Genomic DNA, 21,490 nt, shown 5'->3' with positions numbered 1-21,490 from the left:
GGTCACCGAGCGTCGGCCTCGTCGATCAGATACGCGCTCTCGTCGAAGATCTCCAGGACGACGACGACCATGATCGCGCCGGCCACCATGTACTCCAGCATCACGCCCGGGGCGACGTACGCCTTGCGCAGATGCTCCTCGGGGCCGAGCTGGGCGGTCGAGTGCTTCCGGAACGGGTCACGCGCCAGTATCCGCACGGCCCGGTCCAGCTGGGCCTGGCGGGAGGGAGGCAGGTCGTCGTATGCGGCACGGGCCTCGACGGTGAACTGGACGCGGTACTGGACGCGGTACTCGCTCATGGGCTCAGTCTGCCAGCCAGGGCCCTTCGCCGTATCAGCCCCGGAGGAGCCCCCACCGCGTTACGGTCGGCGCATGAGCATCCGAGCCGTGGTCTGGGACGTGGACGACACCCTCTTCGACTACACCACCGCGGACCGCGAGGGCATGCGGGCCCATCTCGCCGCCGAGGGGCTGCTGGAGGGGTACGGGACGCCCGAGCAGGCCGTCGCGCGGTGGCGGGAGGTCACCGACGCGCAGTGGGCGCGGTACGCGGCCGGGGAGACGACCTTCCGGGGGCAGCGCAGGGACCGGGTGCGGGTGTTCCTGGGCGAGGAGCTGAGCGACGCCGAGGCGGACGCCTGGTTCGAGCGTTACCTGCGCCACTACGAGACCGCCTGGGCGGTGTTCCCGGACGTCGTGCCGGCCCTGGACGCCCTCGCCGCCCGCTACCGGCACAGCGTGCTGTCCAACTCCAGCCTGACCGTCCAGGACCGCAAACTGCGCGTGCTCGGCCTCCACGACCGCTTCGAGTCGATCCTGTGCGCCGCCGAGCTCGGCGTCTCCAAGCCGGAGGCCGCCGCGTTCCTCGCCGCCTGCGAGGCGCTGTCTCTGCCTCCGCACCAGGTCGCGTACGTCGGTGACCACCCGGAGATCGACGGACGGGGCGCCGCCGAGGCGGGCCTGCTGTCCGTGTGGATCGACCGGTACGGCGGCACCGTGACCGCCTGCGCACCGCCCGGAGGGCACCGGATCGGGACCCTCTCCGAACTCCCCGCGCTCCTCGGCGCCGATACCCGTTTTGGAGCCCCGGACACCTTCGGGTAATGTTCTTTCTGCGCCGAGGGGCGCGGGCCGAAAGGCCGAAGCCCCGAGGAGCGAACTAGAACGAGATCCCCGCAGGGGCTTGAGTTCCAGTGGCCTATGGTGTAATTGGCAGCACGACTGATTCTGGTTCAGTTAGTCTTGGTTCGAGTCCAGGTAGGCCAGCTCGCAGAGCTTATCTGCAAAGCCCCCGTTGTGTAGCGGCCTAGCACGCTGCCCTCTCAAGGCAGTAGCGCCGGTTCGAATCCGGTCGGGGGTACAGATCCTTCCCGCGAGGACAGTATGGGTAGCTCCCACTGATCTCGATGTCAGGATCGCTAGGGCCCCCGTTGTGTAGCGGCCTAGCACGCCGCCCTCTCAAGGCGGTAGCGCCGGTTCGAATCCGGTCGGGGGTACTGACTGGTCTAAACCACATTGGTCTATGGTGTAATTGGCAGCACGACTGATTCTGGTTCAGTTAGTCTTGGTTCGAGTCCAGGTAGACCAGCTCGGACCTGCGGAAACGCAGTGTCCACGCCCCCGTTGTGTAGCGGCCTAGCACGCCGCCCTCTCAAGGCGGTAGCGCCGGTTCGAATCCGGTCGGGGGTACGAGTCCCAAGGGGCCTCCGCTTCGGCGGAGGCCCCTTCGGCGTTCACTCGAAGCCGTACCGCCGCGCCGACTCCTCCTCCTGCGCCAGCCGGTGCAGCGCCTGCAGCACCGGCTCGTTGAGGATCGCCCCGAGCACCGCGAACTCGACCCGCTCCGCGTCCGACGGGTAGGCCTCCATGTTGTCCAGGTCCAGTACGGCCGTGCGGTGCATGAACTCGGCGTACGGCGCGAGCTGTTCGGCCCCCCAGTCGTAGCCGAGCCGGCGGAACGCGGCCACTCCCGTGACCAGTGCGCGGTACGCGGGAGAGATGCTCGTGAGCTGTCCGGCGTTCTCCCAGCCGAGCCGGTCGAGCAGCGCGGCGACCTCCCGGTGCGCGGCCTGGACGAACTCGTCGTCCGCGTCCGGGGCGGGCCCCTGCGGCAGCTCCCACAGGGCGGCGCCCAGCCGGATCGTGCGGCCCAGGGAGTCGTCGTCGATGTGCTTGAGCACCTCGCGGGCGTTGGCCACCGGGACCTTGCCCACCTGGATCAGCGCCCGCACCAGCCGCAGCCGGCGCAGGTGCGTCTCGTCGTACTCCGCCGTCGTCGCGTTGATCTGGCGGCCGGGCGGCAACAGGCCCTCGCGGAGGTAGTACTTGATCGTCGCGGTGGAGACACCGCTGCGGTTGCTCAGTTCGGCGAGCCGCATGTCTTGCGCCTTTCATTGGGTAGCGGCACTATCCAAGCATGGCGGACACGGAGAGCACGGCGGGCCGCTCCATGCGGCTGACGACCGCGGATGCCCGGGGGGACGTGGTCGTCCTGCTGATCGGCATGCGCATCAACAGGTTCTGGGCGGTGCACCACTGGCTACCGGTGATGCTGGCGATGTTCCGGATGCTGGCGGAGCTGAAGAGGCAGCCGGGGCGGGGGTTGCTGTCGCGTGTGCTGCTGACGGCCTCGCCGCGGACGTACTACGTCGTGCAGTACTGGGAGTCGAAGGCGAAGCTGTACGCCTACGCGAGCGCGGCGGACGGGTTCCATCACGTGGTGTGGGGGCGGATCAACCGCAAGGACCGGGCCGGGAAGCTGCGCGGCCACGTCGGGATCTGGCACGAGGCGTACGTGGTGCCCGAGGGGTCCTACGAGGCGGTCTACGGGGACATGCCCGCCTTCGGGCTGGCGGCCGCGCACGGGCGGCTTCCGCTTCAGGCGCGGGGGCGGTACGCGAAGGACCGGTTCGCCTGGCGCTCGGAGGGCGAGAAGGCCGCCTGAGGGCCACGGAGGGGCGGGGGAGCCCCTGGGGCGGAGCTGCCGCGGCGTTGAGGCCGCTCCGTCCCAGGGGCGTTTCCTGCTGTCAGCCCGAGCGGCGCAGGGCCTCGGAAAGACGGGCCGCCGCGTCGATGACCGCCTGGGCGTGCATACGGCCAGGGTGGCGGGTCAGGCGCTCGATGGGACCGGAGACGGAGACCGCGGCCACGACGCGGTTGGAGGGGCCCCGTACGGGCGCCGAGACGGACGCGACGCCCGGTTCGCGCTCGCCGATGGACTGCGCCCAGCCGCGGCGGCGCACACCCGACAGGGCCGTCGCCGTGAAACGGGCGCCCTGCAGGCCGCGGTGGAGGCGCTCGGGCTCCTCCCAGGCCATGAGGATCTGCGCCGAGGAACCGGCCTTCATCGTGAGCGTCGAGCCGACCGGGACGGTGTCCCGCAGTCCGGACAGACGCTCCGCCGCGGCGACGCAGATGCGCATGTCGCCCTGCCTGCGGTAGAGCTGCGCGCTCTCGCCCGTGACGTCACGGAGGTGGGTGAGCACCGGGCCGGCCGTCGCGAGGAGGCGGTCCTCGCCGGCCGCCGCGGCCAGTTCTGCCAGGCGCGGGCCGAGAATGAACCGGCCCTGCATGTCGCGTGCCACCATGCGGTGGTGTTCCAGAGCCACAGCCAGGCGGTGAGCTGTGGGTCGTGCCAGTCCGGTGGCCGCGACCAGACCCGCGAGGGTGGCCGGACCGGACTCCAGAGCGCTCAGGACGAGGGCCGCCTTGTCCAGAACGCCGACGCCGCTACTGTTGTCCATGCAACGATACTCGCGTCTCACTCTGTGAAACGCAAGTTCAATTTTCTCCGGAACGCGCAACCCTTGGATGCACAGCGGCCCGCGGACCAACGGGCCTGGCGGCGGGCTGCCCGGATCAGGGGTGCGGGCGCCGTCTCCTCAAAGATCTCTAGTTGGGCCGGCGCACCTTTGCCGGCCGGAGGGAAAGCGATGGGTAGGACACTCGCGGAGAAGGTCTGGGACGACCATGTCGTCCGGCGCGCCGAGGGCGAGCCCGACCTCCTCTACATCGATCTGCACCTGCTGCACGAGGTGACCAGCCCGCAGGCCTTCGACGGCCTCCGCAAGAGCGGCCGGAAGGTCCGCCGCCTCGACCTGACCATCGCCACCGAGGACCACAACACCCCGACCCTCGACATCGACAAGCCCATCGCGGACCCGGTCTCCCGCGCCCAGCTGGAGACGCTGCGCAAGAACTGCGCCGAGTTCGGGGTGCGCCTGCACCCGCTGGGCGACGTCGAGCAGGGTGTCGTCCACGTCGTGGGCCCCCAGCTGGGCCTGACCCAGCCCGGTACCACCGTGGTCTGCGGTGACTCCCACACCTCCACGCACGGCGCCTTCGGCGCGCTGGCGTTCGGCATCGGCACCTCGCAGGTCGAGCATGTGCTGGCCACCCAGACGCTGCCGCTGGCCCGCCCGAAGACCATGGCGATCACGGTCGACGGCGAGCTGCCCGAGGGTGTCACCGCCAAGGACCTGATCCTGGCGATCATCGCGCGGATCGGCACCGGCGGCGGCCAGGGCTACATCCTGGAATACCGTGGCGAGGCCATCGAGAAGCTCTCGATGGAGGCCCGGATGACCATCTGCAACATGTCGATCGAGGCCGGCGCCCGCGCGGGCATGATCGCCCCCGACGAGACGACCTTCGCGTACCTCAAGGGCCGCCCGCACGCCCCCGAGGGCGCCGACTGGGACGCGGCCGTCGAGTACTGGAGGACGCTGCGCACCGACGACGACGCCGAGTTCGACGCCGAGGTGGTCATCGATGCCGCCGAGCTGTCCCCGTTCGTCACCTGGGGCACCAACCCCGGGCAGGGCGCGCCGCTTTCCGCGAACGTCCCCGACCCCGCTTCGTACGAAGACGCATCGGAGCGCCTGGCCGCCGAAAAGGCGCTGGAGTACATGGGGTTGGAGGCCGGTCAGCCGCTGCGCTCCATCAAGGTGGACACCGTCTTCGTAGGCTCCTGCACCAACGGCCGCATCGAGGACCTGCGGGCCGCGGCCGATCTGCTCAAGGGCCGCAAAGTCGCCGACGGCGTACGGATGCTGGTCGTCCCGGGCTCCGCGCGGGTCGGTCTGCAGGCCGTCTCCGAGGGCCTGGACGTCGTCTTCAAGGAGGCCGGCGCCGAGTGGCGGCACGCGGGCTGCTCGATGTGCCTGGGCATGAACCCCGACCAGCTGGCCCCGGGCGAGCGCTCCGCGTCCACCTCCAACCGCAACTTCGAGGGCCGGCAGGGCAAGGGCGGTCGCACCCACCTGGTGTCGCCGCAGGTCGCGGCCGCCACGGCCGTCCTGGGCCACCTGGCCTCCCCGGCCGACCTGTCCGACGCCGAGACCCGTACGCCCGCTGGAGTCTGATCAGCCATGGAAGCATTCACCACGCACACCGGCCGGGCCGTTCCGCTGCGCCGCTCCAACGTCGACACCGACCAGATCATCCCTGCTCACTGGCTCAAGAAGGTGACCCGGGACGGTTTCGAGGACGGTCTGTTCGAGGCCTGGCGCAAGGACCCGGAGTTCGTGCTCAACCGGCCCGAGCGGCAGGGCGCGACCGTGCTGGTCGCCGGCCCCGACTTCGGCACCGGCTCCTCCCGTGAGCACGCCGTCTGGGCGCTGCAGAACTACGGCTTCAAGGCCGTGATCTCCTCGCGCTTCGCCGACATCTTCCGCGGCAACTCGCTGAAGAACGGCCTGCTCACCGTCGTCCTGGACCAGAAGACCGTGGACGCGCTGTGGGAGCTCACCGAGAGCGACCCCACGGCCGAGGTCACGGTCGACCTCGAGGCCCGCGAGGTGCGCGCCGAGGGCGTCACCGCCTCCTTCGAGCTGGACGAGAACTCCCGCTGGCGGCTGCTGAACGGCCTGGACGACATCTCCATCACCCTGCAGAACGAGGCGGACATCTCCGCATACGAGGCCGAGCGCCCCTCGCACAAGCCGCGCACGCTCCAGGTCTGAACCGCACGGCCTGATCCGCACGAGCCGATCCGCACGCGCTGATCCACATGGCCTGATGCGTACGGTCCGACCCGGCGCACCCCCCACCGGGGTCGAATTCCGGCCACCCGCAACCCCCGCTGTACCCCCGATCGCCCCGATCGGGGGTACAGCTGTTTCCGCTCCCGTACAGCCATGCCCCTCGTCGCCGGATGCGCCAACTTCCCTGGTTACAAGGTTGGTTGCCGGGGTAGGCGAGCCGTCGGACCGTGGCGGCGGCGGGAGTTCGGACGGCCTTCCGGTGTGGCAGTTGCCCCCCGGGCAGGCGACAACTCGCCCCAGATGGCACAATCTGTGCATGGGACACGACGGCCAACTCGAGCTCTATGCGGCGGTCGCGGACCAACTCAAGGAAGCGCACTCAAGGGTGCGCGCACTGCAAGTCCCGGAGGGCGTACGGATGGCGCTGACCCGGAAGCTGCTGGTCATTACGGCCGCGGCCAAACACGATCTCGCCGATGCGGCAAGGCGTCTGGAGCGGTTCACCAAGGACCTCGACGAGGGTCGACTCCCCGAAGAGGGCCGCTGAACAACCCCGGTGCGGTCGAGTCCGTTGCGGCACAAGGGTGATAAGCCCGTTTCGTGTTTGATTTGCGGTATATATCTGCCTAACGTGCGAAAAAGCTTGAACACTTTCGTTCTGGCGATGTCTCCGAAGGGGAAGACGTGAACAAGGCGCAGCTCGTAGAAGCGATTGCCGACAAGCTGGGCGGCCGCCAGCAGGCCGCCGACGCTGTCGACGCGGTCCTGGACGCCATCGTCCGTGCGACGGTCGCGGGTGACCGGGTCTCGGTCACCGGCTTCGGCTCGTTCGAGAAGGTCGAGCGTCCGGCCCGCTACGCCCGTAACCCCCAGACGGGCGAGCGGGTTCGGGTCAAGAAGACGTCCGTCCCGCGCTTCCGTGCGGGCCAGGGCTTCAAGGACCTGGTCAGCGGCACGAAGAAGCTCCCGAAGGGCGACATCGCCGTCAAGAAGGCACCCAAGGGCAGCCTGACCGGCGGAGCTTCCGCGACCGTCAAGAAGGCCGCCGCGAAGAAGGCGACCACCAAGACCGCCGCCGCGAAGAAGACCACGGCCAAGAAGACGACCGCCAAGAAGACCACGGCGACCGCGAAGAAGACCACCGCGAAGAAGGCGACCCCCGCCAAGAAGACCACCTCGACCGCCAAGACCACCGCGGCCAAGACCACCGCCAAGAAGGCGACCGCGAAGAAGGCTCCGGCGAAGAAGGTCACCGCGAAGAAGGCGCCCGCCAAGAAGTCGACGGCGCGCAAGACCACCGCCAAGAAGACCGCCGCCCGCAACAAGTAGGCGACGGCACAGGGCACTCACGCGCCGGGCCGGACTCCGTCAGGAGTCCGGCCCGCGGCGTGTCCGCAGCCCTGAAAGGCCTGTTCAGAAGGTCTGCAGCGTCACCAGGGTGATCTTGCGGGCCGCGCCCTCACCCTCGGTCTCGATGCGCACCCGCTGCCCGGGACGCAGGCGCAGCAGCCCGCCCGCGTCGAACGCGGCCGTGTCGAACGGAACGGGCGTGCCGTCGTCGAGCAGCACCTGTCCGCTGCGCGTCTCGGCGTCGTACGTGTATGCGGTCGCCTGCATGCCCGCAGCCTACTGCCCGAGCGACGTCAGCCGCTCGGCCGCCGCCGCCGTACGAGGGCCGACCCCGAGCACGAGCGCCGCGCGCAGATCGTCACCGGTGTCCACGTCCTGCCGTACGGAATCCACTCCGGCGGGCGCGAGTTCCACGGCGCCGGACGCGCGATGGCGGGCCCGGGAATCCGGGCCGAATGCGGGCCGCAGATCCCGCCCGGGAGCGGCCGCGAGGAGTGTGGTGCCGACAGCGGCGGCATCGGGGAGAAAAGCACGCGGGAATTGCGCGGCCGCTTCCAGGACCCGCGCCAATTCCTCCGGACGGAGAGCCGGAAGATCGGCGTTGAGGGCCGCCAGCGGGCTTTGGGGCCGCGAAGTGCGCACAACCTCCTCCCCGTGCGCCAGCGCCGCGTTCAGGCCCGCGCGCGGCTCGTCCGGGACGATGCGCGCCCCCAGTGCCGCCAGCTCCCGCCCGGCCAGCGCGTCGTCCGTGACGACCGCCACATCCCGCACCGCGGCGCAGGCCAGCGCGGCCGCCACGGTGTCCAGCGCGAACGCGAGGGCCAGCCCCGGCCGCACCCCGTCGCCGGCGGTGTCCGCGAGCCTGCTCTTGGCCAGCGTCAGGGGTTTCACGGGAATGACCAACGTCCACAGCACGCGCTTCCGTCCCTTCCTGGTCCGGGACATTCTCCCCCGGGGCCCGGCAGCGGTTCCCCCGGTCCCATCTGGCGGTTCCGGCGGCGGGGCGTACGGTGTTCTCGACAGACCGGCGGCCTGGGGCGACACTTGTGCGGCCCCCCAGGCCCTAGAGGAAGGTGCTCGCGTGCCCCGCCGCAGAATCGGCTTCTGGTACCGCTTCGCCGCGGTGATCTGCAAACCGCCGCTGGTGGTTCTGCTCAAGCGGGACTGGCGTGGAATGGAGAACATTCCGGCCGAGGGCGGATTTATCACCGTGGTGAACCACAATTCGCACGTCGACCCCTTCGGATACGCGCACTACCAATACAACACCGGACGGGTTCCGCGTTTCCTGGCGAAGAGCGGCCTTTTCAAGAAGGGATTCGTCGGCGCCGCGATGCGCGGCACCGGGCAGATCCCCGTCTACCGGGAGTCCACCGACGCGCTCAGCGCCTTCCGCGCCGCGATCGCGGCCGTGGAGCGCGGCGAATGCGTCGCCTTCTACCCCGAGGGCACCCTCACCCGCGACCCCGACGGCTGGCCCATGACCGGCAAGACCGGCGCCGCCCGCGTCGCCCTGCAGACCAAGTGCCCGGTGATCCCGGTGGCCCAGTGGGGCTGCAACGAACTGCTGCCGCCGTACGCGAAGAAGCCCAGCCTCCTGCCGCGCAAGACGCACCGCGTCCTCGCCGGCCCGCCGGTGGACCTCACCCCCTTCTACGACCGTGAGATGACCGCGGAGGTGCTCAAGGAGGCCACCGAGGTCATCATGGCCGCGATCACCCGCCAGCTGGAGGTGATCCGCGGCGAGAAGGCGCCCGAGACGCCCTACGACCCGCGGCGCGAGCGGATCGAGCAGCGGCGCCGCACGCAGGCGCAGACCCAGGGCAGGCAGGCAGAGGGGCAGGGCAAGTGAGCAACCCGGTCAACCCGGCTCAGCCGGTCAAGGCTGCGGTCTTCAGCGCCGGTTCATGGGGCACGGCCTTCGGCATGGTGCTCGCCGACGCGGGCTGCGAGGTCACCCTGTGGGCACGCCGCCCCGAGGTCGCCGAGGCGATCAACTCCACCCGGACGAACCCGGACTACTTCCCGGGCGTCGAACTCCCGGCGAACCTGCGGGCCACCACCGACCCGGCCGAGGCCGCCGCGGGCGCCGACTTCACGGTGCTGTCCGTGCCGTCGCAGACGCTGCGCGGCAACCTCGCCGAGTGGACGCCGCTGCTCGCCCCCGACACCGTCCTGGTCTCCCTGATGAAGGGCGTCGAACTCGGCTCCGCCATGCGGATGAGCGAGGTGATCGACGACGTCGCCAAGGTGGGCGCCGACCGCATCGCCGTGGTCACCGGACCCAACCTCGCCCGGGAGATCGTCGCCCGCATGCCGGCCGCGTCCGTGGTCGCCTGCACCGACGAGTCGGTCGCCCAGCGGCTCCAGGCCGCCTGCCACACCCCCTACTTCCGGCCGTACACCAACACCGACGTCGTCGGCTGCGAGCTGGGCGGCGCCGTGAAGAACGTCATCGGCCTCGCCGTGGGCATCGCCGACGGCATGGGCCTCGGCGACAACGCCAAGGGATCGCTGATCACCCGCGGCCTCGCCGAGACCACCCGGCTGGGCCTGGCGATGGGCGCCGACCCGCTCACCTTCTCCGGACTCGCGGGCCTCGGCGACCTGGTGGCCACCTGCTCCTCGCCGCTGTCCCGCAACCACACCTTCGGCACCAACCTCGGCAAGGGCATGACCCTGCAGGAGACCATCGCCGTCACCAGGCAGACCGCCGAGGGCGTCAAGTCCTGCCAGTCCGTGCTGGATCTGGCCCGCCGGCACGGCGTCGACATGCCCATCACCGAGACGGTCGTCGGCATCGTCCACGAGGGCAAGCCGCCCGTGGTCGCCCTCAAGGAGCTGATGTCGCGCAGCGCGAAGCCCGAGCGACGCTGAGCGAAGGCGAAGCGCCCTACGCTGACTCGGCCCCTACGGGCGGGTACGCTCATCGCGTTATGAGCACCGAGAACCTCCCCCAGAGCCCTGAGCAGCCGTCCCGGAAGCCGCGGGTCGCCGTCGTGTTCGGCGGCCGCAGCTCCGAACACGGGATCTCCGTGGTCACGGCCGGCGCCGTGCTGAAGGCCATCGACCGGACGAAGTACGAGGTGCTGCCGATCGGCATCACCCGGGACGGCCGGTGGGCCCTGACCGCCGACGCGCCGGAACGCATGGCGATCACCGACCGCCGTACGCCGAGCGTCGAGGAACTGGCCGAGTCCGGCGAGGGAGGCGTGGTGCTCCCGGTCGACCCCGCGAACCGCGAGGTCGTCTACAGCGAGCCCGGCTCGGTGCCCAAGGCCCTCGGCGAGGTCGACGTGGTCTTCCCCGTCCTGCACGGCCCCTACGGCGAGGACGGCACCCTCCAGGGCCTCCTGGAGCTCTCCGGCGTCCCCTACGTCGGCGCGGGCGTGCTCGCCTCGGCCGTCGGCCAGGACAAGGAGTACATGAAGCGGGTGTTCACCTCCTTCGGGCTCAAGGTCGGCCCGTACGTGGTGATCCGCCCCCGCGAGTGGCAGCAGGACGAGTCGGCCGCCCGCAAGAAGATCGTCGACTTCGCCGGCGAGCACGGCTGGCCCCTGTTCGTGAAGCCGGCCCGCGCCGGCTCCTCCATCGGCATCACCAAGGTCGACGACCTCTCCGGCCTGGACGAGGCCATCGCCGAGGCCCAGCGCCACGACCCCAAGATCCTGGTCGAGGCGGCCCTGCGCGGCCGTGAGATCGAGTGCGGTGTCCTGGAGTTCGAGGACGGCCCGCGTGCCTCCGTCCCCGCGGAGATCCCCCCGCCGGACGCCCACGCCTACTACGACTTCGACGCCAAGTACATCGACTCCACCCCCGGCGTCGTCCCGGCGCCCCTCACCGCCGAGGAGACCGCCGAGGTCCAGCGCCTCGCGGTGGACGCCTTCGACGCGGCCTCCTGCGAGGGCCTGGTCCGCGCGGACTTCTTCCTCACCGAGGAGGGCGAGTTCGTGATCAACGAGATCAACACCATGCCGGGCTTCACGCCCATCTCGATGTACCCGCAGATGTGGCAGGCCGGCGGGATCGAGTACCCCGAGCTGGTGGACAGGCTGATCCAGGCGGCGCTTCGCAGGTCGACCGGCCTGAGGTAGACGCCCTCTAGGCACGCGGGGCCGTATCGATCCACCGCTCCGCCGCGCGGGCGCGACCACCACGGACGGTCGGTCGCGCCCGACCCGCGCCCCTACGGCGCTTCGTAGCCTTCTTTCCAGGGCACGGTCTTCCTGATGGCCGAAGCCAGGTCGATCAACACGGCGGAACTGTCGACGCCCCGGGGCACGACGACCTCCACATAGGCCTCCCGGTTCGCCGTGGTGAACCGGTACGCGCCCGCGTCCCACTTCTCCATCAGCCAGTCGACCCCCTCGACCCCGCCGGGGACCGCGTCGGCGTCCCGGCCCTCGGCCACTTCGGGAGACACCATCTTCGGCGGCTGAGGCACACCGCACCGCAGTATGATCGCCGGGTCGTCACCCCAGCCCGCGGTCAGCGCAGACGCCGGCGAGGGATCCTCCCGGCCCGCACCGCCGGCCTTGTCGGGCAGCGCAGCGTCCAGCTTCCGGCACAGCTCGGCGACGGCGGGCCCAGGGCTGGGAACCGCCGTGGACGCGCTGTCGTCCCCTGAGGAGCAGCCCACGGCGGCGAACAGCAGGGCGAGTGCGGGCAGCCCGATGACGAAGCGGTACCGGTGACGGAAAGAGTGCACCGGCCAAGGGTAGACGGGGGCTACAGATGTACGACCGGGCAGGTCAGGGTGCGGGTGATGCCGTCCACCTGCTGGACCTTGGCGACCACCATGCGGCCCAGGTCGTCGACGGTGTCGGCCTGGGCGCGCACGATGACGTCGTAGGGACCCGTCACGTCCTCGGCCTGGATGACACCAGGGATCTTGCTGATCGTCTCGGCGACGGTCGACGCCTTGCCGACCTCCGTCTGGATCAGGATGTACGCCTGTACCACGGAACCTCCAGGGCGGCCACGAGGATCATGTGGGGAAAAGGAACGCCACGGTATCGCGTCGTCGCTTCCCGCGGGGAGACCCGCGGGAACCGGAGCTCGCGCGCCGGGGTGCAGGCACGACAGAGGTTGACGGTCTTCAGGACCGTGACGGACGCGGTCAGCATGACCGTATCGAGGACGCGGACGGCTCGCGACCGGGCACGCACAGGGACAGAAGGGGCGATAGGCCGATGAAGGGCACTGTTGGTGAGCTCGGGGAGTTCGGGCTCATCAGGGAGCTCACCTCCCGTCTCACCACCACCCCGGCGGTCCGGGTCGGCCCCGGCGACGACGCCGCGGTGGTGGCCGCGCCCGACCGCCGGGTCGTGGCCAGCACCGACATCCTGCTGGAGGGCCGGCACTTCCGCCGCGACTGGTCCACGGCCTACGACGTCGGCCGCAAGGCCGCCGCCCAGAACCTCGCGGACATCGCGGCCATGGGCGCCGTACCGACGGCCCTGCTGCTGGGTCTGGTCGTCCCCGCCGAACTCCCGGTCACCTGGCCGAGCGAGCTGATGGACGGCCTGCGCGACGAGTGCCAGGTCGCGGGCGCCTCCGTGGTCGGCGGCGACGTCGTACGCGGCGACACGATCATGGTGTCGATCACCGCGCTCGGCGACCTGCGCAACCAGGAGCCCGTCACCCGGGCCGGCGCCCAGCCCGGCGACCTCGTCGCGGTCACCGGCTGGCTCGGCTGGTCCGCGGCCGGCTACGCGGTGCTCTCCCGGGGCTTCCGCTCGCCGCGCGCCTTCGTGGAGGCCCACCGCCGCCCGGAGCCGCCGTACCACGCCGGTCCGGCCGCGGCGGGGCTCGGCGCGACCGCCATGTGCGACGTGAGCGACGGGCTGATCGCCGACCTCGGACACATCGCCGAGGCCAGCAAGGTCCGCATCGACATCCGCTCCGGCGCGATCGACGTCCCCTCGCAGATGAACGACATCGGCCAGGCCGTCGGTGTCGACCCCATGCAGTGGGTGCTGACCGGGGGAGAGGACCACGCGATCGTGGCGACCTTCCCGCCGGACGTGAAGCTGCCCGCCCGCTGGAAGGTCATCGGCGAGGTGCTCAACCCCTCCGCGCTGCCGCAGGTGACCGTCGACGGGGCGCCGTGGACGAGCAAGGGCGGCTGGGACCACTTCGGGGACGAGGACGCGTGATCCCCCGGGTGCTCACGGTCGCGGGCTCGGACTCCGGCGGGGGCGCCGGCATCCAGGCCGACCTGAAGACGATGCTTGCCCACGGCGTGCACGGCATGAGCGTGATCACCGCCGTGACCGCGCAGAACTCCCTGGGCGTCCAGGGCGCCTGGGAACTGCCGGTGGAGGCCGTACGGGCGCAGTACCGCGGCGTCGTGGACGACATCGGCGTGGACGCGGTGAAGACCGGCATGCTCGCCTCGGCGGAACTGGTCGAGGCGGTCGCCGAGTTGATCTCCGGCACGGACGCGCCGGCCGTGGTGGACCCGGTCGGCGTCTCCAAGCACGGGGACGCGCTGCTGGCCGCCTCCGCGCTGGAGTCCGTGCGTACCAAGCTCCTCCCGGCCGCGACCGTCGCCACCCCGAACCTCGACGAGGTGGCCCGACTCACAGGCGTCCACGTCGAGTCCGAGGACGACCTGCGGCCGGCCGCGGCGGCCGTGCTGGAGTACGGCCCGCGCTGGGTGCTGATCAAGGGCGGGCATCTGTCCGGTGACGCGGTGGATCTGCTCACCGACGGGTCCGCGGAGCACTGGCTGCGGGCGCCCCGGCACGACAACCGGCACACCCACGGCACGGGCTGCACCCTCGCCTCCGCGATCGCCTCGGGGCTGGCGAAGGGGCTGAGCGTGCCGGAGGCCGTCGGGCGGGCCAAGGAGTACGTCACCGGGGCCATCGCCGCGGGATTCGCGCTGGGCGGCGGGATCGGCCCGGTGGACCACGGGTGGCGGTTCAGGGACTGATCCCTGTCCCGGGGGCCCCGGCCGCCGACCCGGGGCCGCGGTGCCCTGCGCTCCGCCCCAGGTACGGCGAAACGGGACGGCGAAAGCGGGTACGGCGAAAGCGGGTACGGCAAAAAGCCGGCCCACCCGGAGGTGGACCGGCTCTGTGCAGCGAACCGGGGTGGCCGCGCGCTCAGCTGAGCGTCAGCGCGAGACCTTGCCGGCCTTGATGCACGAGGTGCAGGCGTTCACGCGCTTCGGCGTCCCGCCGACCACGGTACGCACACGCTGGATGTTGGGGTTCCAGCGACGGGACGTACGGCGGTGCGAGTGCGAGATGTTGTTGCCGAAGCCCGGCCCCTTGCCGCAGACGTCGCAGTTGGCAGCCACGGGTCACTCCAAAGACTTCAGATGCACTTACGGTTGATCCCGGCATGCCGGAATCGAGATCTAGGATCTGAGTGGCGGTGCCAGGGGAATAGCCCGATGTGGATCGGGCAACCGGAGCAGCATACAACGGCTGCTCCCGTACAACGAAACTACCATGGCTGCTCAGCGCCCCGCTCCCGGCCCTCTTCCGTCCGCCACCGGCCCGGGGTCTACGCTGCGTCCACGTCAGCAGTCCAAGGAGGCGCAGGTGGCGCAGGTGCCGCAGACATTCTTCGATGCTCTCGCGGTGCGTACCTGGTGCGGACTCGCGCTGCGGGCGCTCGGGCACGCGCGCGAGGAGATCGACGCGATCAACGTCTATCCCGTGGCGGACGGCGACACCGGCACCAACCTCTATCTGACCGTGGAGTCCGCCGCCGGAGCGGTCGAGGCGGTCTTCGACGGTCACGCGGCCGGCCGCGGCGGCCCGGCCGGCCCCTCCCTGGCGGACGCCCTCGGGGCGATGGCCCACGGCGCGCTGATCGGCGCGCGGGGGAACTCCGGCACGATCCTCGCCCAGCTGCTGCGCGGCATGGCCCAGGTGCTCGCCGCCGACGGCGGCACCCCGCACACCGACGGAGCCGGTCTCGGTCTCGCCCTGCGGCGGGCCGCCGACTCCGCCCGCCAGGCCGTCGCCCACCCCGTCGAGGGCACGATCCTGACCGTCGCCGCGGCCGCCGCCGACGGGGCCGCCGGAGCGGACGGCGACTGCGGCAAGGTCGCCCGGTCCGCCTACGAGGGCGCGCGAGCGGCCCTCGCCCGGACCCCGGAGCAGCTCGCCGTCCTGGGACGCGCGGGCGTGGTGGACGCCGGAGGGCGCGGGCTCGTCGCCGTCCTGGGCGCCCTGGTGGAGACGCTCACCGGGGAGACGCCGGGCGGTGCGCCGACGGACTCGCACGCGCGCGTGCGTGTACGTGTAGGGGAGGTCACCGAGACGGCGGCGTGCCACGACGGGCCGCAGGAGGACGGGCCCGCCTTCGAGGTGATCTACCTGCTGGAGGCCGACGACGAGGCCGTGGCGCGGCTGCGGCGCCGCCTGGACGCGCTGGGCGACTCCCTGGTCGTGGTCGGCGGCGACGGCCTGTGGAACGTCCATGTGCACGTCGACGACGCCGGAGCCGCGGTGGAGGCGGGCATCGAGGCCGGACGCCCGTACCGGATCCGGATCACCCACTTCGGGCTCGGCGATGTGCACACCACGCGCGGCGAACGGCCGCCCGCGCAGCGCGCCCAGCGGGCGGTGGTGGCCGTCGTCCCCGGTGAGGGCCTGGCCGGGCTGTACGCCGAGGCCGGCGCGACCGCCGTACTCGCGCGGCCCGGGGAGCCGCCCGCGAGCGGTGAGCTCGTCCAGGCCGTACGACGTGCCCACGCGCGCGAGGTCGTGCTGCTGCCCAACGACGCCGAGCTGCGCCACACCGCCGCCGCGGCCGCCGAGCAGGCCCGCGCCGAGGGCGTGCGCGTGGCGCTGATCCCGACGCGCTCGGCGGTCCAGGGCATCGCCGCGCTGGCCGTGCACGAGCCGGACCGCCGCTTCGACGAGGACGTCGTCGCCATGACGTCCGCGGCCGGCGCGACCCGGTACGCCGAGGTCACCGTCGCCGAGCACCAGTCCTGGACCAGCGCCGGCATCTGCCAGGCCGGGGACGTCCTCGGGCTGATCGACGGCGACGTGGCGGTGATCGGGTCCGAGGTCGCCGACACCGCGCGGACCGTGCTGGACCGGATGCTCGCGGCCGGCGGCGAGCTGGTCACCCTCGTCCTCGGCGACGAGGCGCCCGACGACATCGCCGAGCGCCTCCGGACCCGTGTGCGGGAGTCCTACCTCGCCGTCGACACGGTGGTCTACAGCGGCGGACGGCAGGGCTCGCTGCTGCTGATCGGCGTGGAGTAACCAACCCCGAGCGGCTCAGCCCCGCTCCCGCTTGTCGGCGTGGAGTGGGCCGGCTCCGCTTCCGCTCCTCGGCGTGGAGTGGCTCAGCCCCGCTCCCTCGCGAGCCGCAGCAGGCGGCTCGCCTCCACGGCACGCGCGTGTGCCACCGCGTCCGACTCGCCGTCCAGGCCGGCGCAGGCCGCCAGCACGGCGTCCGCGTGCGCCGCCGCCTGCGCGGGACGGCCGAGCTCGAGGGCGAGCCGGGCCGCCGCGAGCTCGGCGTCCGTACGCGCGTGCACGGCGTCCTCGCCCAGCGCGGAGAACACCGCGACGGCCTCCAGGAGCCGGGCCAGGGCCGCCTCGAACCCGGCCCCGCGGTCCTGCTCGTGCCGCTGTTCCTCGGCGATGCCCGCCAGCAGACCCCCGAACTGCTGATGCGTGTGCCCCAGCTCCGCGGCCAGCTCGGCCCGGGCCTGCGCGCCTGTGGCCGCGTCCAGAGCCGTGGCGCACTGCTGCACGGCTTCCTCCATCAGCTCGGCCGCCCGGTCCGCCCCGTCCCGCGTGTGCAGCGCCAGCCAGGCGCGGGCGCGCAGGGAGCGGACCAGGCCGTGCGGATCGCCCAGCTCCCGCCACAGGTCGCCCGCGCGGGCGTAGGCCCGGTCGGCCTCGCTGTGCAGGCCCGCGGCGCCGAGTGACTCGCCGGCCAGGTGGGCGAGCGTGGCGTGGTCCTGCTGCTCCGGCCAGTGCCGGGCGATCTCGGCCGCCCGCAGCCGCAGCTCCGCGGCCGCCCGGTGCTCGCCGAGCTCGCTCAGGGCGTCACCGAGCCACCACTGGGTCTGCACCACCGCGCCGTCGCCGTGCGTGTCCGTCGACAGGTCCGCCAGCGCCGACTCCAGCACCTCGGCCGCCTCCGCCCAGCGCGCCTGCCGCAGCAGGAACCCGCCCAGCATCTGCCGCGCCCAGGCCGCGAACGCCGCGTCGCCCGCGGCGTCGGCCCAGTGCACCGCTTCCAGGGCCTGCTCGGCGGCCTCGACCGGCTCGTCCCGCCCGCCGAGCACCTCCGCCAGCTGCAGGTGCAACTGGGCGCGCCCCGGCGGCTCCAGATGCGGCCCGCCGTGCTCCAGTGCCGCCCGCAGCGCCCGCTCGGTCTCCTCGACGTCCCCGAGGTGGTGGGCCAGCATCGCCAGCCGCGCTTCGTACTCCACCGCGAACCACGGCAGGCCCGCCGCCACGAACTCCGCCGCGGCCCGCCCGAACAGCGCGACCGCCTCGCGCGGCTCACCGGCGTGCGCCGCGAGGTCCGCCAGCATGGCCCGCGCCTCCGCCCGCCGCGCCGCCAGCCGTACGTCGCCGCCGTCGTGGCCGTCGACCAGCGCGAGCACCTCGCCCACGGCGTCCCGGGCCGCGGCCAGGGCCTGCGGCGCGGCCCCGCCCCGCTCCGCGGCCTCCTGGACCCGGCGCATCAGGACGCGGGCCCGGCCCATCACGACCGACGCGGTCTGGCGTACGCCGGTCGCGTCCTCGGCGTAGAGGGCGAGGACCTGCTCGTAGGGCTCGGCGACCGCGGCCAGGGCGCCCTCCACGTCGCCGCCCAGGGCACGGACGTACGCCGCACGCGTGCGTGCCGCGAGGGACTCGCCCAGGTCGCCCGCCTCGGCGTACAGCTCGGCCGCCCGCTCGAACAGCGCGGCGCCCTCGGGGCCGAGCCCCATCGCCTCGTGGTCGGCGATCTCCGCGCGGTCGCGCACCCCCAGCTCCAGCCCCCGCGCGGCCCGCGCGGCCGCCGCCCACGCCTCGACGGCGTTCGGCCGGAGCGTCTCCGACAGCCGCCGCGCCTCCGCCAGCAGGGCGACCGGGTCGGCATCCGGTCCGGGCGCCCGCGGGGGCGTCACGCGCGTGGACGCGGACGCCGGGTGCGTGGCGGCGGGCGGCGCGGCCCGTACGCCCAGCGGCAGACGGTCCAGCAGCGGCTCCCGGTCCATCCGCGCGCGGATGCGCTCCCCGACGGACGACGTGCCGTTGCGCTCGTCGAACCGCCGCGCCAGGGACAGGGCCTCCTCGCGCGCGTGCGCGCCGAGTTCACGCGCGGTCCATTCCCGGCCGGGCGGCCCGGGCACCGCGCGGTCACCCAGACCGAGCGCGGTCAGCCGGTCCATCAGCAGGGCGACCACGGCCAGGTACTCCATCCCGCTGCTCGGGTTGCCGGTGGCGACGAAGTGCCCCGGACGCTCCGCGAGCAGCTCAAGCCCGCGTGCCTCGTTGCCGGTCAGCGCGCAGAACTCCACATGGTCGGCGTAGGCGGCCCGCATGCTCTCCATCGGCCGCACCAGCCTGATCCCGCGCAGATGGTGCGCCCGTGCCTCCTCCGCGCGGCCCAGCCGCAGCAGCGGCACCAGCGAGGACGCCAGGACGTTGTGCGGCTCGTGCGCGCAGGCGAACTCGCCCTCCAGGACCGGCCCCCACAGCTCGAGCGCCTCCTCGTCCCGGCCCCGCTCGGCGTGCCACCAGCCCTGCCCGTTCAGCTCGCAGGCGTGGCAGTCGGCCATCTCGTCCCGGTCGGCGGCGAGCCAGGCCGCGAACGCCCGCTCGGCCCGCTCGGTGTCACCCACATGCGCGGCCACCCACAGCTCGGCGCTGCGCACCGCGCGGTCGGAGTACCCCGCCAGGCGGTAGCGGCGCTCCATCTCGCCGAGCCACTTCTCCATCGACGCGAGCGGGATCTGCGGCTGGTCGACCATCCCGGACGACATCCACTTGAAGAACCAGTGCAGGGCGTGGATCTCCTCCTCGCCGAAGTGCTCCGGGTGCTCGTCCCACAGGCCCAGCAGCCGGGTGAACGGCACGAACATCCGGTCCTTCTCGGAGCTGTAGTTCCCCACGCGCACGTGGTGCACCAGCGCCTCCACCAGCGCGGCCGGTACGCCCAGCCGCTCGGCGTCGCGCACCAGCTGCTCGGCCCGCCGGTTGCGCGCCGGGCCCTCCGGCTGCCCGGCGTTCTCCGCCATCGCCAGCCGCAGGGAACCGATGTCCGTGACGTCGGTCATCGCCGGCCGCCTTCCTCGTGGGTGGCCCACTCCAGCAGGCCGATGAACGCCTGGTTCAGCAGTGCCGAGTCGGCCGGTCTGAGCGGGCGCTGCGCCATCAGCAGCGCCTGGCCGTACAGCGACTGCACCGCGGTGCCGACCAGGCCCGCCTCCTTCAGCGAACCGATGCGCCGCACCAGCGGGTTGAGATGGTTCAGCACCAGACGCGCGCGGGGCGCGCCGCCGCGCAGCGAGCCGAGGATGCCGGCCCACAGCTCGTCCGCCTGTGCCTCGGCCTCCGCCCGCTCCCGCTCGTGCCGGGCGGCCCGGTCGTCGAAGTGCAGCGCGGGCACCGACACCGGGTGGAAGGCCCGCAGCGCGACATCGCAGTCCAGCGGGTCGAGCACCGCCCGCGCGGCCGCCAGGAAGTCCGACAGCGCCAGCTCCTCAGCCGGGTCCACCGAGTCCAGGTGCGCGGTCACGGTGTCGGCGTCCAGCTCCGCGACGACCGCGCCCGGCAGCACCGACGGCAGCGCCTCCACCAGTTCGCTGTCGTACGTGTAGCCGCCGTTGACGACCCCGATGCCCTGCGCGGCGGCGATCGGGGCGACCTGCCGGAACTCCTCGGCCGACCGCGTGAAGTGCACCACCGGGTGCCGCTGGGCGAACTCCTCCAGCGACAGCTCGCCGTCCGTCGTCTCGAACGGCAGCCAGGGCAGCATCGTCCGCAGCATCTCCTCGTCGTGCCGCGCCAGCGACCGCACCCCGAGGTGGTGCACGCGCAGGAACGCCCTCAGCCGTTCCGGATCGCCCGCCGCGAGGTCCCGCAGCCACGCCCGGATCCGCTCACCGAGCGCCTCCCGGACGGCGGCCAGGGTCTCGTCCTCGTACAGCGCCTCACGCGAGGCGGTGGGCCGCAGGCTGTCCGTGTCGAGGACACAGCGCACGAAGAACGCCCAGTCCGGCAGCAGCTGTTCGGCCCGCTCGGTCAGCAGCATGCCCTTGAGGTGGACGCGGTGCCGCGCACGCTGCGCGGGGCTCACCGCCGACGGCAGCACGTACGCCACCCCGCGCAGCCCCGCCAGCGGGACCGACAGGTCGATCGAGTCCAGCGGCGTGAACCCGAACACCCCGTGGCAGTGCCGGCCCAGCGCCACCCGGCGGGCGGCGGGGGAGGGGTGCTCCCGGTCCCAGGGCGCGGGGAGCTCGGTGACGGCCTCGCCGTCCACCGTCACGTCGTACGGCAGCAGCGAGCCGAAGTCCCGCGCCAGCTCCCGCACCCGCTCGGGCGCCAGCCATTCGGCGGCGCCGGGCCGGGCCACGAGATGCACGGTGGTGCCGGGTTCGCGGCGCTCCTCGTCCGGCAGGGTGCGCACGGTGTACGAGCCGTCGTCGCACGCGGTCCACTCCACGGGAGCGGCGTCCGGTGTACGCGCACTGCGGCTGACCACACGGATCCGCTCGGCCACCAGGAAGCAGGCCAGCAGACCGATGCCGAACTGGCCGAGGAAGTCGGAGCGGGCCGCCTGGATGCCGTCCGCCCGCTTGGAGCTGCGGCCGATGGTGGCCAGCAGCGTGTGCACGTCGGCCTCGGTCAGTCCGACGCCGGTGTCCTCCACGCGCAGACGGCCGTCGGCGGTGTGGACGAGCACCCGCGCCGGGGCGCCGGACTGCTCGGCCCGCCGCGCGGTGACCGCGTCCACGGCGTTCTGCAGCAGCTCGCGCAGGTAGACCTTCGGGCTGGAGTAGAGGTGATGGGACAGCAGGTCCACCAGACCGCGCAGGTCGACCTGGAACGTATGCGGGGGTGACGGTGACGTCCGGGGGTCCATGGGCGGGCCATCCTATGGCCCGAACGAGCCGTCTGACCAGGGGTTTCCCGCCACGTTTGGGGCATTGTCAGTGGCGTGGTGTG

22 protein-coding genes and 5 tRNA genes are annotated in these 21,490 nt (G+C 72.4%); 17 read left to right on the top strand and 10 right to left on the bottom strand.

Annotation, left to right across the window (positions count from 1 at the left end):
• Positions 1-2 precede the first annotated feature (2 nt).
• Positions 3-299, bottom strand: coding sequence for a type II toxin-antitoxin system RelE/ParE family toxin (locus tag ACIGXJ_RS30985; protein WP_399652321.1), 297 nt, complete (start codon positions 297-299; stop codon positions 3-5).
• A 73-nt stretch (positions 300-372) separates the two neighbouring features.
• Between ACIGXJ_RS30985 and ACIGXJ_RS30980 the strand changes: the two genes are divergently transcribed.
• The 6 genes from ACIGXJ_RS30980 to ACIGXJ_RS30955 all read left to right on the top strand — a co-directional run bounded on the left by ACIGXJ_RS30980 (position 373) and on the right by ACIGXJ_RS30955 (position 1,689).
• Entirely contained in the window at positions 373-1,104 is a 732-nt protein-coding gene (locus ACIGXJ_RS30980; protein ID WP_399652319.1) for an HAD family hydrolase, read from the top strand.
• 90 nt (positions 1,105-1,194) lie between these two features.
• Positions 1,195-1,266: transfer RNA gene (locus tag ACIGXJ_RS30975), tRNA-Gln, on the top strand.
• Positions 1,267-1,287: 21 nt separating this feature from the next.
• Positions 1,288-1,360, top strand: a tRNA-Glu gene (locus ACIGXJ_RS30970).
• 63 nt (positions 1,361-1,423) lie between these two features.
• A tRNA-Glu gene (locus tag ACIGXJ_RS30965) sits at positions 1,424-1,496 on the top strand.
• A 20-nt stretch (positions 1,497-1,516) separates the two neighbouring features.
• Positions 1,517-1,588 (top strand) — tRNA-Gln (locus ACIGXJ_RS30960).
• Positions 1,589-1,616: 28 nt separating this feature from the next.
• A tRNA-Glu gene (locus ACIGXJ_RS30955) sits at positions 1,617-1,689 on the top strand.
• 44 nt (positions 1,690-1,733) lie between these two features.
• Here ACIGXJ_RS30955 and ACIGXJ_RS30950 read toward each other — a convergent pair.
• Positions 1,734-2,378, bottom strand: coding sequence for a MerR family transcriptional regulator (locus tag ACIGXJ_RS30950; RefSeq protein ID WP_399652317.1), 645 nt, complete (start codon positions 2,376-2,378; stop codon positions 1,734-1,736).
• 38 nt (positions 2,379-2,416) lie between these two features.
• On the opposite strand from ACIGXJ_RS30950, the gene ACIGXJ_RS30945 reads away from it, so the two are divergent.
• Complete coding sequence (locus ACIGXJ_RS30945) at positions 2,417-2,944, top strand: DUF4188 domain-containing protein (protein WP_399652315.1); 528 nt, start codon at positions 2,417-2,419, stop codon at positions 2,942-2,944.
• Between the two features lie 82 nt (positions 2,945-3,026).
• Here ACIGXJ_RS30945 and ndgR read toward each other — a convergent pair whose 3' ends face one another.
• Positions 3,027-3,743 (bottom strand): IclR family transcriptional regulator NdgR, encoded by a 717-nt coding sequence (ndgR, locus tag ACIGXJ_RS30940; protein WP_026278050.1) that lies wholly within the window; start codon positions 3,741-3,743, stop codon positions 3,027-3,029.
• A gap of 189 nt (positions 3,744-3,932) precedes the next feature.
• Between ndgR and leuC the strand changes: the two genes are divergently transcribed.
• The 4 genes from leuC to ACIGXJ_RS30920 all read left to right on the top strand — a co-directional run bounded on the left by leuC (position 3,933) and on the right by ACIGXJ_RS30920 (position 7,313).
• Positions 3,933-5,363, top strand: coding sequence for a 3-isopropylmalate dehydratase large subunit (gene leuC, locus ACIGXJ_RS30935; RefSeq protein WP_399652312.1), 1,431 nt, complete (start codon positions 3,933-3,935; stop codon positions 5,361-5,363).
• A gap of 6 nt (positions 5,364-5,369) precedes the next feature.
• Positions 5,370-5,963, top strand: coding sequence for a 3-isopropylmalate dehydratase small subunit (gene leuD, locus ACIGXJ_RS30930; RefSeq protein ID WP_399652309.1), 594 nt, complete (start codon positions 5,370-5,372; stop codon positions 5,961-5,963).
• Positions 5,964-6,300: 337 nt separating this feature from the next.
• Positions 6,301-6,531, top strand: coding sequence for a hypothetical protein (locus tag ACIGXJ_RS30925; protein WP_399652306.1), 231 nt, complete (start codon positions 6,301-6,303; stop codon positions 6,529-6,531).
• A 137-nt stretch (positions 6,532-6,668) separates the two neighbouring features.
• Positions 6,669-7,313 carry an HU family DNA-binding protein gene (locus ACIGXJ_RS30920; RefSeq protein WP_399652304.1) on the top strand — a complete coding sequence of 215 codons (645 nt, stop codon included), beginning with the start codon at positions 6,669-6,671 and terminating at the stop codon, positions 7,311-7,313.
• Between the two features lie 84 nt (positions 7,314-7,397).
• On the opposite strand, the gene ACIGXJ_RS30915 is transcribed toward ACIGXJ_RS30920, so the two are convergent.
• Positions 7,398-7,601, bottom strand: coding sequence for a hypothetical protein (locus ACIGXJ_RS30915; RefSeq protein WP_399652301.1), 204 nt, complete (start codon positions 7,599-7,601; stop codon positions 7,398-7,400).
• A gap of 9 nt (positions 7,602-7,610) precedes the next feature.
• Positions 7,611-8,249, bottom strand: a complete 639-nt coding sequence (cofC, locus tag ACIGXJ_RS30910; RefSeq protein ID WP_399652299.1) for a 2-phospho-L-lactate guanylyltransferase — start codon at positions 8,247-8,249, stop codon at positions 7,611-7,613.
• Between the two features lie 166 nt (positions 8,250-8,415).
• Here cofC and ACIGXJ_RS30905 point away from each other — a divergent pair, with 166 nt between their 5' ends.
• From ACIGXJ_RS30905 to ACIGXJ_RS30895, 3 genes are all read left to right on the top strand, one after another.
• Complete coding sequence (locus ACIGXJ_RS30905; protein WP_399652297.1) at positions 8,416-9,186, top strand: lysophospholipid acyltransferase family protein; 771 nt, start codon at positions 8,416-8,418, stop codon at positions 9,184-9,186.
• 74 nt (positions 9,187-9,260) lie between these two features.
• The gene (locus ACIGXJ_RS30900; RefSeq protein ID WP_399652616.1) at positions 9,261-10,211 is read left to right on the top strand and encodes an NAD(P)H-dependent glycerol-3-phosphate dehydrogenase; all 951 of its coding nucleotides are present in this window, start codon (positions 9,261-9,263) and stop codon (positions 10,209-10,211) included.
• A gap of 59 nt (positions 10,212-10,270) precedes the next feature.
• Entirely contained in the window at positions 10,271-11,428 is a 1,158-nt protein-coding gene (locus tag ACIGXJ_RS30895; protein WP_399652295.1) for a D-alanine--D-alanine ligase family protein, read from the top strand.
• A 92-nt stretch (positions 11,429-11,520) separates the two neighbouring features.
• On the opposite strand, the gene ACIGXJ_RS30890 is transcribed toward ACIGXJ_RS30895, so the two are convergent.
• Positions 11,521-12,042: a DUF3515 domain-containing protein gene (locus tag ACIGXJ_RS30890; protein WP_399652292.1), complete on the bottom strand. Its 522-nt coding sequence runs from the start codon at positions 12,040-12,042 to the stop codon at positions 11,521-11,523.
• A 20-nt stretch (positions 12,043-12,062) separates the two neighbouring features.
• A complete protein-coding gene (locus ACIGXJ_RS30885; RefSeq protein WP_003997603.1) occupies positions 12,063-12,296 on the bottom strand; it encodes an Lrp/AsnC family transcriptional regulator in 234 nt (77 codons plus the stop codon).
• Between the two features lie 230 nt (positions 12,297-12,526).
• Here ACIGXJ_RS30885 and ACIGXJ_RS30880 point away from each other — a divergent pair, with 230 nt between their 5' ends.
• Both ACIGXJ_RS30880 and thiD read left to right on the top strand, forming a co-directional pair.
• The gene (locus ACIGXJ_RS30880) at positions 12,527-13,492 is read left to right on the top strand and encodes a thiamine-phosphate kinase (protein WP_399652289.1); all 966 of its coding nucleotides are present in this window, start codon (positions 12,527-12,529) and stop codon (positions 13,490-13,492) included.
• Positions 13,489-14,274 carry a bifunctional hydroxymethylpyrimidine kinase/phosphomethylpyrimidine kinase gene (gene thiD / locus ACIGXJ_RS30875; RefSeq protein WP_399652286.1) on the top strand — a complete coding sequence of 262 codons (786 nt, stop codon included), beginning with the start codon at positions 13,489-13,491 and terminating at the stop codon, positions 14,272-14,274. Before ACIGXJ_RS30880 ends, thiD begins: the two co-directional genes overlap by 4 nt.
• A gap of 183 nt (positions 14,275-14,457) precedes the next feature.
• On the opposite strand, the gene rpmB is transcribed toward thiD, so the two are convergent.
• Entirely contained in the window at positions 14,458-14,643 is a 186-nt protein-coding gene (rpmB, locus tag ACIGXJ_RS30870) for a 50S ribosomal protein L28 (RefSeq protein WP_003993230.1), read from the bottom strand.
• Between the two features lie 247 nt (positions 14,644-14,890).
• On the opposite strand from rpmB, the gene ACIGXJ_RS30865 reads away from it, so the two are divergent.
• A complete protein-coding gene (locus ACIGXJ_RS30865; protein WP_399652283.1) occupies positions 14,891-16,573 on the top strand; it encodes a DAK2 domain-containing protein in 1,683 nt (560 codons plus the stop codon).
• An 83-nt stretch (positions 16,574-16,656) separates the two neighbouring features.
• Here ACIGXJ_RS30865 and ACIGXJ_RS30860 read toward each other — a convergent pair whose 3' ends face one another.
• A complete protein-coding gene (locus ACIGXJ_RS30860) occupies positions 16,657-19,596 on the bottom strand; it encodes a tetratricopeptide repeat protein (protein ID WP_399652281.1) in 2,940 nt (979 codons plus the stop codon).
• Complete coding sequence (locus ACIGXJ_RS30855; RefSeq protein ID WP_399652278.1) at positions 19,593-21,407, bottom strand: HSP90 family protein; 1,815 nt, start codon at positions 21,405-21,407, stop codon at positions 19,593-19,595. Before ACIGXJ_RS30855 ends, ACIGXJ_RS30860 begins: the two co-directional genes overlap by 4 nt.
• Positions 21,408-21,490 lie beyond the last annotated feature (83 nt).

It is taken from the genome of Streptomyces sp. NPDC053367, from assembly GCF_044545925.1.
Lineage (GTDB): Bacteria > Actinomycetota > Actinomycetes > Streptomycetales > Streptomycetaceae > Streptomyces.
The sequence above is the reverse complement of the archived record's forward strand: the minus strand, read 5'-3'. Positions and strand labels throughout refer to the sequence as shown.